The sequence below is a fragment of the Caulobacter sp. DWP3-1-3b2 genome, from assembly GCF_049896325.1.
GTDB lineage: Bacteria > Pseudomonadota > Alphaproteobacteria > Caulobacterales > Caulobacteraceae > Caulobacter.
The window spans coordinates 164,661-179,437 of sequence record NZ_JAFCUB010000001.1; the positions used below are offsets into that span (position 1 = coordinate 164,661).

Here is a 14,777-nt window from a genome sequence, read left to right on the forward strand (position 1 = left end):
ACGGCCGGCGAGAGCAGCCGTCCGAGGGTCGGATAGAGCCTGCTGACCCAGGTGCGGGTTGACGCCACTGACCCCGCCTTCCAACACCCCACCAAGCCGCCATCGCGCGGTGGAACACATTATATGTGCAGCGCGCCGTCGAGCATCTGCGCGACCGGGAGGTGGCCGCGCCCGATGAGCTTCTGGCGCACCTGTCGCCGATGAGCTGAGCTCATGTCGGTCTGACGGGTGACTATCTATGGGCTGACGCTGCGAGCGCTGGCGGGTTTAGGCCGCTGAACGATCCGGCCGACCGGCTGTGCCGAGCAGCGTAGTAATTCAAGGTTCTTGCTTTGTACTTCTTGGCGTACTTTAGCGCGCAAACCTTGAGGTGAGCTCATCTGGAGGATGTAAGCAACTGTCTCACGATGAGCCACCATGCGGCTCCTGCGGGGAGAGCGTCGAGCTCATTCCGCAGCGTCCCGCCTCTGCGGTCATAGGGCTCGTTGCCCTACGCTCCTGCCGATAGTCGCAAGCTTGGCAGGTGAAGGCCTCCGAGCAGATCACATGCGTTGGCTCCCCGCACCCTTCGCAAGGAAGACCAGGAACACGATCGGTAACGTCAAAGCCTGGATGTGCGCAGGCCGGGCATTGACTGCGAAACCGGCGAACGAGGTCGTTCGCCGCGCGCTCGATGGCCCGCATCCGGGTCGGATTGCGGTGGGCGCGCAGATCGCCTTCGACGAAAGCCGCGCCGCATTTGGCGACGACGTGACCGACAGCTCTTTCAAGACCTGCATGGTCGATAACGTCTTTGATCAACGAAAGGCTAGGCGGGGGCTTTTCAGCAACGCAGCCCATGACGATCAGCCATGCTCAGGAAATTTCAACCGCTCGGCGAACGCGATCGCGCCTTCGATGTCGGAGACGACGGCATGGCCGTAGTTGGTTTCAGGCCCAGAAAAGTGGCCGGTCAGTTCGAGGCCGCGCTCACGGTCAACCAGCAGGACAAGTTCGCGACCGAGTGCAAGGAAGGGCATGTAGGGGTGCGGGCCGAAGCTGCCCTCACTGGCAAGGCCAACGCGAGCGTAGGGCGCATAGTCGAACGCCGTAGCGATCTTGGCCCTGGCCGCATCGAGCTGAGTTCCTGTCCGGTCGATATCCCGGCTGAACGTGCCGACGTGGTCGGTATCCAGGCCGAGCGCAAGCTTGACCCTGAGACCCAGGCCCTGTTTCGAGCACAGGACCGATTGCGCGCTCTTTCCCGTGCATCGTGGCGAGGACGGCGACGGTGTTTTTGTAAGGACGATCATCAGCCGCCATGTTCAGAAATAGCCCTCTTGCTTCTTCTGTTCGAGCGAACCGCCATCCTCTGCGTCGCTGATCCGCCCCTTACGCTCGGAGGAGGAAGCCCGCGGGGGTTTCATCCACGACAGCAGCGAGCTCGGTCGCATCGGGCTCCACCGCGCCAGTGACGGGCCAACAGCCCAAGGTTCGGAAGCACCGTCCGGGTCTGGATCTGGTCGCCGGGCTGGAATCGCACACGGCGCTCGTCACCGACCACGATGAACGCTCCCGCGCGCTGCACGACCGGCCGGGGCGCCGCGAAATAGAGCGGCGCCAGCTCGGTCCAGTTTGAGAGCGGAAACACCCGGGCGGTCTGACCCTTGCTCAGGCGGGTGTTGTAGAGCAGAGCTCGGGACGCTGCTGGCGCGGCTCCCATGCGTGGCCCGCGCCGCAAACCGAGACGATGCGCTCCTTGGCGCGTGACTTTTCCTCGTCGCGCCGAGCGCCGCCAGAGATGACGTCGTAGCCGCCGGCGTCGAACGTGGTTTTTAGGGGCTCCGTCCGCATGGCCAAGTTGTAACGGTTCCCACGATCGAAGGGATTGATGCCCGCAGCGCGACCTTCCTCATTTGAATAGGCGATGAGCTCGAAGCCGTGCTTGGCCGCAAAATCGTCACGGAAGTCGATCAGCGATCTGAACGCCCTGGTCGAGTCGACATGCAGCCATGGCAACGGTGGCTATCGATGGATAGAAGGCTCGCAGCGCCAAGTGCGCCATCACGGTCGAATCCTTACCCGCCGAGAACAGCATGATGGGGTTGCGGGCTTCGGCGACGGCCTCCCGCAGGATGTGGATGGATTCCGATTCCAGCCAGGACAGGTGAGAGCGGACAAGTTTCACGGCTCAAACCGCCATCTTCAGAGGCGCTGCCCGATCAGCCCCAACAGGCATCGCGCACCATTGGAGATCGCCGGCGTAGCGCCAGGCCATCTGGCCATTTTCGTCGAGCGCAAAGAGGTGCAGCCAGCGGTTGTCGAAGAGCGCGCGAACACCGTCATGTCGCTTCAGGATCTCGGTCATCGCTTCGCGCGGGGCTTCGATGCAGACGGACAGACGCAGGGGCTCGTGGATGTATTGCTTGCCGTCATGCACCGATTGCCAGGGCAGGCCGACGCGCATCAGGCCGCCGTTGCCCTCAACGACGCCGATGCCGCCGGTGACGTTGTGCAGGAGCTTGTTGCCAGCCCCGAAGACCTGGGGCGCCACGGTCGATCCGTAATACTGCAGGCTGATCCAGCTCGCGACGACCACGGGCGCGGTCAGGATCAACTCGAGAACGCTGAAGTCCTTGTCGGCTTTCCAGTCATAGTCATGAAGGAACGTGCGCCCTTCCAGGGATTTGCCCGTCGTGCGCCGACGCGGCGCGGCGATGAACGCCTTGCATCCTGCCAGCGCCCATTCCGGCCGCACCTCAGCCCAGTCGCGGCTGCGCCTGGCAAGGCTCTCCTCCCCCGCCCCTCGGGGCAAGCGCAAGGCACGCTCCCCGCGCGCGATCTTGCCTGCCGCAGCGAGCCATGTCCTCGCCTGGGTCAAGTCAGGCCCATGCGCCTCGGACGGGAGGTCCTCGGAATAGAGCGTGACCGCGTCCGTCGTCGTGTCATGCAATGCACCGAGGAAAAGGGTGTCGCTCGGGATCTCGATGCCTTGCGGAACGAGGCCAGCGCGAACCTCCGGCTCGTTTAGCAAGGCGGCCAGCAGCCGCGCATTGACCTCTCCGGAATACCCGCCGCAGGCGCCGCAATGAAGTGCGCTGGCATGGGGGTTGTTGACGACGTTTGCGCCATGTCCGGCCAACACTACGAGCCTTGCGAAGTTGGTCGTGAGCGACATGGCCCGCAGCACCGTCTCTGCGGCCGTCGTCCGCGTGGCGAGATCGAGGGCGGGATCGAGACGGGGGGCGGGATCGTTCGGCGCCGTGGTGGCGTGGAGCCCCAATGCATCGCTCACGAGCTTGCCGGCATAGACCGGTCCCGTCGCCTCAACGAAGGCGAAGGATGAGACGGCGGCCAGCTTGAACCGACCCCAGGCCCGCTTGGCGCGGGCCTTGAACCGCGCAGACTGATCTGCTGCAGCGTCCTGCGGCCCCCCCGAGCAGGTGGTCAGGCCGGGGTTCAGCAGGACAGGCAGCCGAAGTTCCTGCACGTCTGACGCAAAGCGGCGATGTGAGGCCGTAAGCCCGAAGAAGCCAGCGAACCCCAGCGTCTGGATATTTGGATTGACGAATTCCAGCGCCCGCCGGAACACTTCGGACCGCACATCGATGCAGAACGCGGCCTGGAGCATAGGTCGACTATCTGTCGCGACTGTCCCTGGCGCCGCGAGCGTTTCAGCCAAAGCCCGTTGCGCGGCGCGTTCAGACGCTTCCTGCAGGATGGCATCGACGACATGGTCGGCGGTGGGCGTGACAGGTGACGCATGCAAAGCGACGACCGCCTTCCACCGAACTCCAATCTGGTCCTCGTAACGGTCGAACAAGGCTGCTTCCCAGATCAGGCGGATGGCCAGAAAGTCGGTGATCGTGGCGTCCGCGCCGCCGCCGAGTTCTGCCTGCCAAAGCCGATAACGGGCATATTGCGCCCAGCCGCCGAGCGTCACGAGCATCTGGTGGAAGTAGGTTTCCGTGGCCTCGGGCAGGAGCGCGAGACGGCAAACCACGCCTGCAACTGCGTCTGGCGCACGTTCCGGAGCCTCCGAGACGCGGGTCGCAAAGCCTGCAAGCCCGACAATTTCGGGCGTCAGATCGTGGGTCGCGACGGCGCGCCAGGCGGCATAGGCGCCTTTCCCACGCGGGGCGGCCCAGAGCGCCTGTCCTTCGTCGAAATATCCTGCCGCCCAGGCGCCGAAGCGCTCGGAAATCAGCCCCGGCCAGTCAATCCCGGATACCTCAGCCGCGAGGTCCGCGACGGTCGGCGCCGCGCTGATCTTCGGCTTCGGGACCTGCGCAATGGATTTCAGAGCCGCGAGGTCTGAAGCAAGCAGCGCTGATGGGCCGCTTGCCAGAGCATCCAACAGATCGGCGTCGGTGATGGCTCCGCTGGCGATCCGCTCCTGATACCAGCTTCTCGGCATGGTGACGGGGGCTCCGGCGACCCGTTCCAGTCTGGCGCCAACTGTGGCGAGGCTTTCGCCGATCTGGCCGAGGAACGGATTGACCGCAACGCTTGACGCTAGTGGCCAGAGCGGTGGGATCGCCCGGGCGGCGCGATCGGCGGCGGCGTCCAACTCCAGGCCATCACGACAGCTCGAAGTCTCTGCATTCGTCATTTTTCGTCCTCCGAGCTGATCAAATTGCATTGCGTAGCCGCCAGCCGCGCAGCAGCCGGTCGAACACCGCATTGGCGTAGAAACCGTTGGAAAGATGAACGCGCAGGCCCGCAGCGGCTGGGTGATAGGCCCAGAGCGGGAACATCGCCTGGACGATCGCCACCAAGCCAAAGCTGACAACCGCCAGCACGATCAGCGCCCATTGCAGCGGACCTGGCGGCGGCGCGGCAGGCAACACGCCGGAGGTCAGCCAGACGGCGAAGACTTGAAGCGCGAAATAGCTGACGGAGGTGGCGATGGCGTAGCCGATGGTGCGCTGGGTCAACGCTCTGGGCGCGGCGTCCGCCAAACCTTGGGCCAGCATGTAGGCGACGCCGAAGATCAGAATGGCGCCAAGCGCGATAGCCTGAGGGGACTTGTGCTGGAAGCCGAAACAGAACCCGACGACAGCATAGATCGCCAGCGCCAGCAGAAATGCGCGGCCTACCGCACCGGCCTTAGGAATAGCCACGGGACCGGGTCTGCGATTGGCGGCGATCAAGTCCACCGCGCCGCCGGAGGCCAGGAAGGAATGGGCCTTGTAAAGCGAATGGGCCACGATGTGCAGCAAGGCCAGCGGAAAGAGTCCAAGCCCGCACTCCAGAATCATGAAGCCCATCTGGGCGACCGTCGACCAGGCCAGCGAGGTTTTCACGGCCGGCTGGGTCAGCATCACCAGTCCCGCGAATAGCGCGGTGAAGCCGCCGATCAGGACAAGGAACGCCAAGACGGCGGGGGCCAGCAACATCACATCTGCGAAGCGGATCAGCAGAAACCCGCCCGCGTTAATGACGCCCGCGTGCAGGAGGGCCGAGACGGGAGTCGGGGTTTCCATCACCTCGGTCAGCCAGCCATGCGTCGGAAACTGCGCGGACTTCAATAGTGCCGCCGCCGCCAAGAAGGCTGCGGCTCCGATCGCGAGACCGCCGCCACTTCCGCTGCGGGCTGCGCTCAAGATGGCCGCGATATCGGTCGTGCCATAGGCGAGCACCAACATCACAGCGCCGCTGATCAGCGCCGCGTCGCCCAGCCGCGCTGTCACAAATTTCTTGGCGGCCGCACGCCGCGCCGCGATCCGGTCCGGATAGAACAGCAGTAGCCGGTGCAGAAAGAAGCTTGTCGCGACCCAGGCCAGGACGAGCTGGACGAGGTTGCCCGACAGCACCAGCAGGAGCACCGAAGCCAGCGTCATACAGAGCCAGCCGGTGAACGCGCCTTGCCGCGCCTCCCCGTCCAGATAGGTCGCAGCGTAACGCACCACGACCCAGCCGATGAACGAAACCAGAAGGAACATCACGGCGCTGACGGCATCAAGCCGGATGGACAGACCAACACCATAGAGCCCGATGAGGCGGCTATCCGCAGGCCCATGTATGATCAGCACGACAGCCGAGATCACGCCGACGGCCAGAGCAAGGAGCGCCGAGGCTTCGGCGATCCGAGACAGGACGCGGGGCCGGCGCCCGCAGCTGATAAGGCCGACGACGGCGATCAGAAGCAGCGCTGCGGGCGCCAGCAAGGGCAAGAGATCGATTGGCAATGGACTTCCCTTTGCGCGTTGTGCGGATCGCAAGCGGGAGTTAGCCGGTTCGGTGCGGCCCGGAAAATTCATTGTGCCGGTGTTTTCGTTCTGTTTTATAGAACGATATGGCCAACCTGAACTTCAACCATTTGCGCTATTTCTGGGCCGTCGCGCATGAAGGCAGCCTGACCCGGGCGGCCGAACGGCTGAATCTGTCGCAGTCTGCGCTTTCGGTTCAGATCCAGAAGCTCGAACGCCAGATGGGCCACACACTATTCGACCGCGTGGGCAAGCGGCTCGTCCTGACCGAGGCCGGCCAGATCGCGCTCGACTATGCCAACACCGTCTTCCAGGCGGGAGACGAGCTGATGAGCACCCTCGAGGGTAGGCCTCTGGCCAATCGACAGGTTCTGCGGGTGGGCGCGCTCACGACCCTGTCGCGCAACTTCCAGCTGGAGTTTCTGCGTCCTCTGGTCGGCCGCGCCGACGTGGAACTGATCGTGCGCTCCGGCACAACGCGCGACCTACTCGCCCAACTCGAAGCCCATGCCATCGATGTGGTCCTCTCCAACAGCGCCGCGCAACGCGACGCCCGGGCGCCGTTTCGAAATCACCTTCTCAATGAGCAGCCGGTCAGTCTGGTCGGCCGGCCGAGATCGGGGAAGCCGGCATTCCGCTTTCCGGAGGATCTACGCAGCGAGCCCATCCTTCTTCCGAGCCTGGACAGCGACATCAGGGTCGGCTTCGATCGCCTGCTGGATCTGGCGGGCGTTCGCCCCATCATCCTGGCCGAAGTCGATGACATGGCGATGCTGCGGCTGCTCGCCCGCGAGCGCGAAGGCGTGACGCTCGTTCCGCCTATCGTTGTGCGCGACGAGTTGGCATCCGGGGTGCTGGTCGAGCATTGCCGGATCCCGCAACTCACCGAGAGCTTCTACGCCATTATTCGGAACCGCCGGTTCCCCAATGAGCTCCTCGCGCAGTTGCTGACAAAATACGGCGGCACTGAGCCTCAGTTGCCTTCTGATCCTCGGCCACGCCTATCAAGGACATGCGAATGACGATCTCGGACAAGCCAATGAACGAAGAAAATCCGGCTCCCCCTGCGCGCCTGACGCTTCGTCGCCCCGATGACTGGCATGTCCATCTTCGCGACGGCGCGATACTCGCCTCCGTCGTGAACTACACGGCCAGGCAGTTTGCGCGGGCCATTGTCATGCCCAATCTCAATCCGCCGGTCACGACTGTCGCGGCCGCGAAGGGCTATCGAGACCGCATCCTCGCCGCTGTTGAGCCGGGCCTGGCCTTCGAGCCGTTGATGACCTGCTACCTCACCGACACCATCGACGCTGGCGAAATCGAACGCGGCTTTGCAGATGGCGTATTCACCGCCTGCAAGCTCTACCCTGCGCACGCCACCACCAATTCGGATCACGGCGTCACGGACATCCAAAAGATCCACCGCGTGCTTGATGTCATGCAGCGGATCGGCATGCCGTTGCTGATCCATGGCGAGGTGACAGATCGCCATGTCGACATTTTTGACCGTGAGGCTGTCTTCATCGACCGCATCCTAGCGAAGCTGATCACGGATTTTCCCGCACTCAAGGTGGTTTTCGAACACATCACGACGGCCGACGCCGTGACGTTCGTGGAAGCCTGTGGCCCAAACCTTGCGGCGACCATCACACCCCATCACCTGCGTATTAACCGCAACGCGATGTTTGAGGGCGGCATCCGTCCCCATCACTATTGCCTCCCTGTGGCGAAGCGAGAGTCGCACCGCCTCGCGCTGCGGCGGGCGGCAACATCAGGATCGCCGAAGTTCTTCCTGGGCACAGACTCCGCGCCGCACTCCATCACGCAAAAGGAATCAGCGTGCGGATGCGCCGGCATCTTCAACGCCCCGTTCGCAATCGAGAGTTACGCCATGACTTTCGAGGAGGAAGGGGTTCTGCATCGCCTTGAGGGGTTTGCATCGGAGCACGGACCGGCCTTCTATGGCCTTGCTCCAAACAGCGATAAAATCATTCTCGAACGTTGGCCGGTGAATGTGCCCGCCAAGCTTGTGGAAGCCTCCGAAGACTTCATCCCGTTTCATGCCGGCGAGACGCTCCCCTGGCGATTTGTCGGTCTTGCAAGGTCATAGTCCCTCTGGCGACCAAACCCGTAACCTCACTCGAGGCTGAACGTAGCGCAGCGTTCCCTGCGTCTAAATGTTCTGATTTAACATCATGATGATGGGCAGCATGTCAGCCGTGCGGCGAATACCTATTCCGCTGGCGGCGGATTATCACCACCAAGCCGACGAGCGTGAGGCCGGCAAATAGTCCGCCGCTCAGAAACGTCGCTTGATACCCATAGGCCGACCAAAGTGCCCCGGCCAATGTGTTCGCCGCGAGCATGGTCACGCCGCCCGCAAGGTTGAAGAGACCGAACGCCGTTCCCCTCAGATGGGTCGGCGCCGTGTCGACGACGAGCGCCGCCAACAGGCCTTGGGTGAGGCCCATATGCAGGCCCCACAGGGCCACCCCAACTAGCACACTGGCGACATCGTCGCCCAGCGCCAGGAATAGATCTGCGAGCACCAGACAGACCAGGCCGGCAGCGAGGACCCGTCGCCGGTCGATCCGGTCGGACAGGCTTCCCGCCGGCGCGGCTGCGAGCGAGTAGACGACATTCATGACCACCATAACGACGGGGACAAGTGCGATCGGCAAACCGGCATCCTGTGCTCGAAGAACCAGGAAGGCTTCACTGAACCGGGACATTGTGAACACGACGCCCAAGGCGACCACGCCCCAGAACGCCGGCCCAATACCCCTCACCTCGGCCCACTGAATGGGCGGTCGCGCTGCGCCGTGTGCGCCAGCGGAAGCTCTCAGCTCTTTAACGCCGAACACCAGCAACAGAACCGCAACGATGGCCGGGACGACTGCCCACGCAAAGACTGCGCGAATATTCCCGGCGAGCACCAGCATCAGCGCCATCGCCACCAGCGGGCCCGTAAACGCGCCGATGGTGTCGAGCGACTGGCGAACGCCAAAGGCGGCGCCGCGAACGGAAGGAGGCGACAGATCGGCGACGAGCGCATCGCGGGGCGCGCCCCGTACGCCCTTGCCGATCCGGTCTGCGAAACGGGCGCCGAACACCTCCAGCAGGGTCGCTGCCAAGGGAAAGATGGGCTTGCTCAGTGCTCCGAGGCCGTAGCCTATGACGGCCAGAAGCTTGCGCTTACCGAGCCGGTCGCTCAGCCAACCGGAGAAGATTTTGGTGATCGAAGCCGTGGCCTCGGCGACGCCTTCAATGACACCGACCAGAGCAACGCTGGCGCCCAGGGTTCCGACGAGGAACACCGGCAGCAGGCTGTGGATCATCTCTGAAGAGATATCCATGAACATCGATACCAGGCCGAGCGCCCAGACCCCTCTTGGAACAGCCGAGATGCCGGAGCGCCAGGATGCCTTGGGCTTGTCAGTTTCCATCGGCGGCTCGAAAGGCGGCGCCTTGCGAAAGCATGAGGCCCTGGGCCAGCAGCATGGTTACGCGCAATCCCGGCCGTGCGTCTTCAAGCAGCAGCCGCCCGCCGTGCAGACGAGCCACGCCGGCGGCGATCGCCAAGCCAAGACCCGTGCCCGGCGCTGCGCGGGCAGGATCCAGCCGGGAGAACGGGCGGACCGCCACCTCGAACATCTCGGGTGGGATACCGGGTCCGTCATCCTCGACGCTGAGTTGGATCCCTTCCCGCTTCTCAACGAGGCGCACCTGCACTGCGGCGCCCGCGCGGGAATGCTTCAAGACGTTCTCCAGCAGATTGGCCAACGCCTGAGTGAGGAGGTCGGCGTCACCCTCGACGACCAAGGACCCCGCGACCTGGACGAGCAGAGTCCGTCCCGACGCCTCCAACTCGGCTCGGTAAGCGTCGGCCACACGATCGGTCAGATCCGCCAGGTCGACGGTCGCGAAACGCGCCCGCGCCGCGCCGGCGTCAATCTCCGCCAGGCGAAGCATCGCGTCGAACATCCGCATGGCCCTGTCGATGCCGTCTTTGGCCGACTGAAGGGCGGCGTTTCGGAGTTCTGGCGTCGCGGCAGTCGTGGCCGTGTCGAGCCGTTGGCGGACATGCGACAAGGGGGTTCGAAGATCATGGGCGACATCGGCAGAAACCCGGCGCACGGCGGCCACCAGGACGTCGATGCGATCGAGCATCTGATTGACGCCCGTGGCTAGCTGACCAATGTCATCGCCTTCAGGTCTCGCGTCGGATGCACGGGCCGCCAGGTTGCCGTCGGCGACAGCGCGCACAGTGCGAACCAGGGCGTTCATGCGTTCAAGCGCTCGGTGTGTCAGATAGAGCCCTGCCGCCAGCCCCAGGGCCAATGCCAAACCGCCCCACAACAGCAGGGTCCGAAAGAGCGTATCGCGAAGCGCTTCGGCTCTCCCAAGGCCCTCTCCGACCGTGAGCCGCGCGCCATCTGGCAGGCGCTGGGTCAGGATAAGAAGGCGGTCCTTGCCCTCAAGTCCGGGCGCGGATCCATCAAAGTCGAGGCGCCTCCAACCCTCCTTGGGTCCCAGGTCGCTCAAGTCGCCCGCGACATGACGGCCGGCGGAATCAACCAGACGGTATTCCAGCGCGCCGGGTCGTTCTGCACGCGCCATCACTGCGTCGCCGGCGGCCTTCAGACCCTCTGCCTGGATCTCAAGCGTGACGGCGTGGACCTCCAGGGCTATGCGATCATGGGCTTCGCGCTCGGCCGCGCCTCGGGTCGCGATCCAGCCTCCGCTTACCGCACCGATGATTGCAGCGGCCAGTAGTGCGGCGTGGATGAGGGAAATCCGAAAGCTGGTCGAGCGCCAGAGCTGGCTAAGGCGCGCGAGCGGCATAGCCTTCTCCTCGCACGGTGTGGATCAGCATCGGGCTTCCCGCGCGATCGATCTTGGCCCGAAGGCGGCTGACGTGGCTTTCCACCAGGCTGGTGCCCGGATCGAAGCGAATTTTCCAAACGCCTTCCAGCAGCATGATGCGGGTCACCACATTGGGCGTCTGCAGCATCAAGGCTTCGAGCAGTTGGAACTCACGATGCTGCAGGTCAATCATCTCACCGGCCCGCCGGACCTCCCGCGTCAGACGGTCGAGCGTCAAATCGGCGATGGACAACCGGGTGGGCGAACCGGATGCGCTTCTGCGGCCAAGGGCGTCAACGCGCGCGATCAGTTCCGGCATCGAGAACGGCTTGACCAGATAATCGTCGCCCCCCCCTTCCAGGCCGGCGACCCGATCCTCGACCGAGCCCAGCGCCGTCAGGATCAAAATGGGCTTTTCAATCCCGGCGTCGCGCAGGGCCCTGGCGACCGACAGCCCGTCCAGGCTGGGAAGCATCCGATCGATGATCATCACGTCGAAGCCACCGGCCATCGCCGTGGCCAGCCCGGCCTGGCCGTCCATTACCGTCTCGACGGCGTGGCCACGCAGGCTGAGGCCCTCGAAGACGAAGGCGGCCGTCTCAGCATCATCCTCGATCAGCAGCAGGCGCATCGCGTGATCTCTCGTGGGTTGGTCCCCGCGGATAACGATAGGCGAGAACGAGCGCCGGGAGCAGCAGCAGGCTCATCAGGGTCGAAGTGATTAATCCGCCGAGGATCACCGCAGCCATGGGACCCTGCACCTCGCGTCCGGATTGGCCCGCCTCGAGCGCTAGGGGCGCCAGGCCAAGTCCAGTGACCAAGGCGGTCATCAGGATTGGTGTCACGCGTTCCTGGGTCGCGCGCAGAACCGTCGCCAATCCCCAGAGCTGGCCCTCTTCGCTCACCAGATGATCGACGTGAGAGATAAGGAGAATGGCATTGCGGGCGGCGATTCCGAACAGCGTGACGAAACCGACCAAAGCACCCAGCGAGAGCACGCCGCCGGTCAAGGCCACGGCGGCGACGCCGCCAGCCAGCGCAAACGGTGTCCCCGCAAGGATCAATCCGGCGGGCCGACCGCCGCCGAAGGCGAGCACGAGGAGCGCGGTGATGCCGATCGACGCTGCGGCGACATTGACCAGGATCTGGCGGGCCGCCGCAGTCTGGCCTTGGGCCACGCCGGTGTATTCGAGGAAGACACCCGGCGGCAGGGTGACGGTGCGCGCGACCTGGGCGCGCGCGTCGCGCACAAAGCCGGAGACATCGGCCTGGGTCGGGTTGGCGGTAACCACCTGCCGGCGTTGACCGCCGTCGTGATTGATGACGGTGCGTCCTTCGCCCAGGCGAATGGTGGCGACATCCGACAACGGGGTCGTCGCACCGTCCGCCGTGCGCACCAGCAAGGCTCCGACGCCTTCCGGATCACGCTGCAACTCCGGTGGGAGGACGATGGCCACCTCGGTGATGCGATCGGCGCCGGTGACTTGCGCCACGGTGCGGCCCTGGAAGGCCGTTTCGATGGCGTCATAGGCATCGGTCGGAGCCACGCCGCGAAGCGCCATGCGATCCGGGTCGAGGACGATCTTCAGGGTCGGGGCGCCGGGCTGAGCCTTCACCTGGACGTCTGCCGCGCCGGGAACCGATTGCAGGGCGCGAGCCACATCGGCGGCGACCCGATCGAGAACGTCGAGGTCGGGTCCATAGACATTGACCGCAACCTTCGCCGTCTCCCCGGACAGGGATTCGCTGATGCGGTCGCCCAGGAAGGTCAGGGCCTCGCTCTGGACGCCGGGATATTGCGCCAGAACCTCTCGGATGCGCGCCAGAACCCGGTCCTCGCCGGCTCCGCCGAGGGGACGTAGCTCAACATGGAACTCGCTGCGGTGCGGGGGAAAGGTGTCCTCTCCAGCCTCGGCGCGGCCGATCTGCTGTTCGACCGTCGCCACCTCGGGGATCGCCAACAAGTCCTTGGTGATGCGACCGCCAAGGTCGCGCATCCATCCCATCGACGCGCCGGCGGGCCCGTTGACCTGCAGCACGTAGTGCCGCTCGCGAAACGTGGGCAGCAGTTCAGAGCCAAAGACCAAAAAGGCTCCTAACGCCAGAACCCCGACTAGCGCGGCGCCGGCCACGACCAGGCGGGGTCGTGCGCAGATCGGCTCCAGGACCCGAGCGTGAAGGCTCTTCAGTTTTCTTAGGTAACCCGGTTCGCCATGCAGCCGGACGCGACGCAGGAGCAGCAGCGACAGCGCGGGCGTCACGGTGATGGCCACCGCCAGGGAGGCCAGGGTCGCCAACAGGAACGCGAAGGCAAGTGGCCCGAAAAACGCGCCCTGCAGGCCGGTCAGGAAGAGGATGGGTGCGATGGTCAGCGCCAGGACATAGGTCGCATAGACGACCGGAGCTCGCACCTCGACCGATGCCGCCTCGATAATCCCTACCCTGTCGGACTCCGAACGGTCCTCGCGAAGGCGGCGCACGATGTTCTCAACCCCGACGATGGCGTCGTCGATGACCACGCCGAGCGCCACGGCCAGACCGCCCAAGGTCATGGTGTTGATGGTCTGACCCATCCGGTCGAGCACGATCAGCGCGGCGAGAAGTGAAAGGGGGATGGAGACAAACGCGATGAATGCGACCCTCAGATCTCGCAGGAAGACCAACAGGATCAGGCCGATCATGCCCGCCCCGATCAGCAAGTCGGTGCGGATGCCGCGCAGCGCAGAGTCGATGAAGTTCGCTGGCCTGTGGAGGCTCGGGTAGATCTTGACGCCCTGCGCCTCCAGGGCGGGTCGCAGCTCGGCCAGCGTCGCCTCCGCAGCGCGCGTCGCGTCGAGCGTGTTGGCCCCATACTGGCTCGAAAGCGCGATCAGCACGCCGCCCCGCCCCATGATCAAGGCGTCGCCAAACTTCGGCGCCGGGGCTTCCACGACATCAGCGACATCGCCCAATCTCACCGGCAGGCCCGAGGCGGCGGGCAGAAGTGCGCCTGAAAGGGACTTGGCCGTGACCGCCCCGTTGGTGGGTTCGACCAGGATGCGCTGGCTGGGTGTTTCGGCGAACCCGCCGCCGCGGACCAGGGTGCTGGCCTGGACGGCGGTCGCGACTTCGGAGAGCGCGATGTTTCGGGCGATCAGATCGGTCGGCCGCACGCGGACCTCCAACCGACGTTGGTCGCCGCCGAAGATCGTGGCTCGGGCGACCCCAGGTGTGGCTAGCATCCGTGGCCGCACGGTCCACTGGACGAGGTCTCGCAAGGCCATCGGGCTCAACCGGTCGCTGGTGAAGCCGATCTTCAGGAGATCCATGGTCGAGGAGGTAAGCGGGCTGAGCTTGGGGGCGGAGACGCCGGCCGGCAGGCGACCCGCCGCCTCGCTCAAGGCTTCCGCAACGACCTGGCGTGCGCGAAACGGATCGCTGCCCTCGACGAAGATGACGGTGATCACGGACAGGCCCTGGATGGATTCCGAGCGGACCGCAGCGACGCCGTTTGCGCCGTTGATGACGGTCTCCAGCGGCCGGGTGACCAGGGCCTCGACCTGTTCGGGGGTGAGGCCGGTCGCCTCGGTCTGGACGCTCGCCTGGGGCGGGACGAACTCCGGAAAGACATCATAGCGCGCCGAGACGACGGTCGCGCCACCGAACCCGAGCAACAGCAAGGCGCACAGCAGCACGATGCCGGGATGGCGCAGGCAGACCCTGACAATGAGCGAAAGCATT

At 64.8% G+C, this 14,777-nt stretch carries 13 protein-coding genes; 3 read left to right on the forward strand and 10 right to left on the reverse strand.

Annotation, left to right across the window (positions count from 1 at the left end):
- The first annotated feature begins 101 nt into the window (after positions 1-101).
- Positions 102-209 (forward strand): hypothetical protein, encoded by a 108-nt coding sequence (locus ACP7AG_RS00800; protein ID WP_426011290.1) that lies wholly within the window; start codon positions 102-104, stop codon positions 207-209.
- 193 nt (positions 210-402) lie between these two features.
- Here the strand turns inward: ACP7AG_RS00800 and ACP7AG_RS00805 are convergent, their stop codons facing one another.
- The 6 genes from ACP7AG_RS00805 to ACP7AG_RS00830 all read right to left on the reverse strand — a co-directional run bounded on the left by ACP7AG_RS00805 (position 403) and on the right by ACP7AG_RS00830 (position 6,170).
- Entirely contained in the window at positions 403-840 is a 438-nt protein-coding gene (locus tag ACP7AG_RS00805) for a DUF6671 family protein (RefSeq protein WP_426029443.1), read from the reverse strand.
- A 5-nt stretch (positions 841-845) separates the two neighbouring features.
- Positions 846-1,292, reverse strand: coding sequence for a DUF6671 family protein (locus tag ACP7AG_RS00810; RefSeq protein WP_426029444.1), 447 nt, complete (start codon positions 1,290-1,292; stop codon positions 846-848).
- Positions 1,293-1,650: 358 nt separating this feature from the next.
- Positions 1,651-1,998 (reverse strand): phosphoadenosine phosphosulfate reductase family protein, encoded by a 348-nt coding sequence (locus ACP7AG_RS00815; protein WP_426029445.1) that lies wholly within the window; start codon positions 1,996-1,998, stop codon positions 1,651-1,653.
- A complete protein-coding gene (locus ACP7AG_RS00820) occupies positions 1,940-2,167 on the reverse strand; it encodes a hypothetical protein (protein ID WP_426029520.1) in 228 nt (75 codons plus the stop codon). Before ACP7AG_RS00820 ends, ACP7AG_RS00815 begins: the two co-directional genes overlap by 59 nt.
- A gap of 3 nt (positions 2,168-2,170) precedes the next feature.
- Positions 2,171-4,549, reverse strand: a complete 2,379-nt coding sequence (locus tag ACP7AG_RS00825) for a YbcC family protein (RefSeq protein WP_426029446.1) — start codon at positions 4,547-4,549, stop codon at positions 2,171-2,173.
- A gap of 61 nt (positions 4,550-4,610) precedes the next feature.
- The gene (locus ACP7AG_RS00830; protein ID WP_426010677.1) at positions 4,611-6,170 is read right to left on the reverse strand and encodes an NADH-quinone oxidoreductase subunit L; all 1,560 of its coding nucleotides are present in this window, start codon (positions 6,168-6,170) and stop codon (positions 4,611-4,613) included.
- 107 nt (positions 6,171-6,277) lie between these two features.
- On the opposite strand from ACP7AG_RS00830, the gene ACP7AG_RS00835 reads away from it, so the two are divergent.
- Together ACP7AG_RS00835 and pyrC are read left to right on the forward strand one after the other, a co-directional pair.
- Positions 6,278-7,213: a LysR family transcriptional regulator gene (locus tag ACP7AG_RS00835; RefSeq protein WP_426029447.1), complete on the forward strand. Its 936-nt coding sequence runs from the start codon at positions 6,278-6,280 to the stop codon at positions 7,211-7,213.
- On the forward strand, positions 7,210-8,301 hold the full coding sequence (gene pyrC / locus ACP7AG_RS00840; RefSeq protein WP_426029448.1) for a dihydroorotase: 1,092 nt from the start codon (positions 7,210-7,212) through the stop codon (positions 8,299-8,301). The genes ACP7AG_RS00835 and pyrC overlap by 4 nt, the downstream gene beginning before the upstream one ends.
- Before the next feature lie 103 nt (positions 8,302-8,404).
- Here pyrC and ACP7AG_RS00845 read toward each other — a convergent pair whose 3' ends face one another.
- From ACP7AG_RS00845 to ACP7AG_RS00860, 4 genes are read right to left on the reverse strand one after another with little or no spacing between them, the layout of a single operon-like run.
- A complete protein-coding gene (locus ACP7AG_RS00845; protein WP_426029449.1) occupies positions 8,405-9,637 on the reverse strand; it encodes an MFS transporter in 1,233 nt (410 codons plus the stop codon).
- The gene (locus tag ACP7AG_RS00850; RefSeq protein ID WP_426029450.1) at positions 9,627-11,036 is read right to left on the reverse strand and encodes a sensor histidine kinase; all 1,410 of its coding nucleotides are present in this window, start codon (positions 11,034-11,036) and stop codon (positions 9,627-9,629) included. Before ACP7AG_RS00850 ends, ACP7AG_RS00845 begins: the two co-directional genes overlap by 11 nt.
- Positions 11,017-11,688: a winged helix-turn-helix domain-containing protein gene (locus tag ACP7AG_RS00855; protein ID WP_426010685.1), complete on the reverse strand. Its 672-nt coding sequence runs from the start codon at positions 11,686-11,688 to the stop codon at positions 11,017-11,019. Before ACP7AG_RS00855 ends, ACP7AG_RS00850 begins: the two co-directional genes overlap by 20 nt.
- On the reverse strand, positions 11,663-14,776 hold the full coding sequence (locus tag ACP7AG_RS00860) for an efflux RND transporter permease subunit (protein ID WP_426029451.1): 3,114 nt from the start codon (positions 14,774-14,776) through the stop codon (positions 11,663-11,665). The genes ACP7AG_RS00855 and ACP7AG_RS00860 overlap by 26 nt, the downstream gene beginning before the upstream one ends.
- Position 14,777 lies beyond the last annotated feature (1 nt).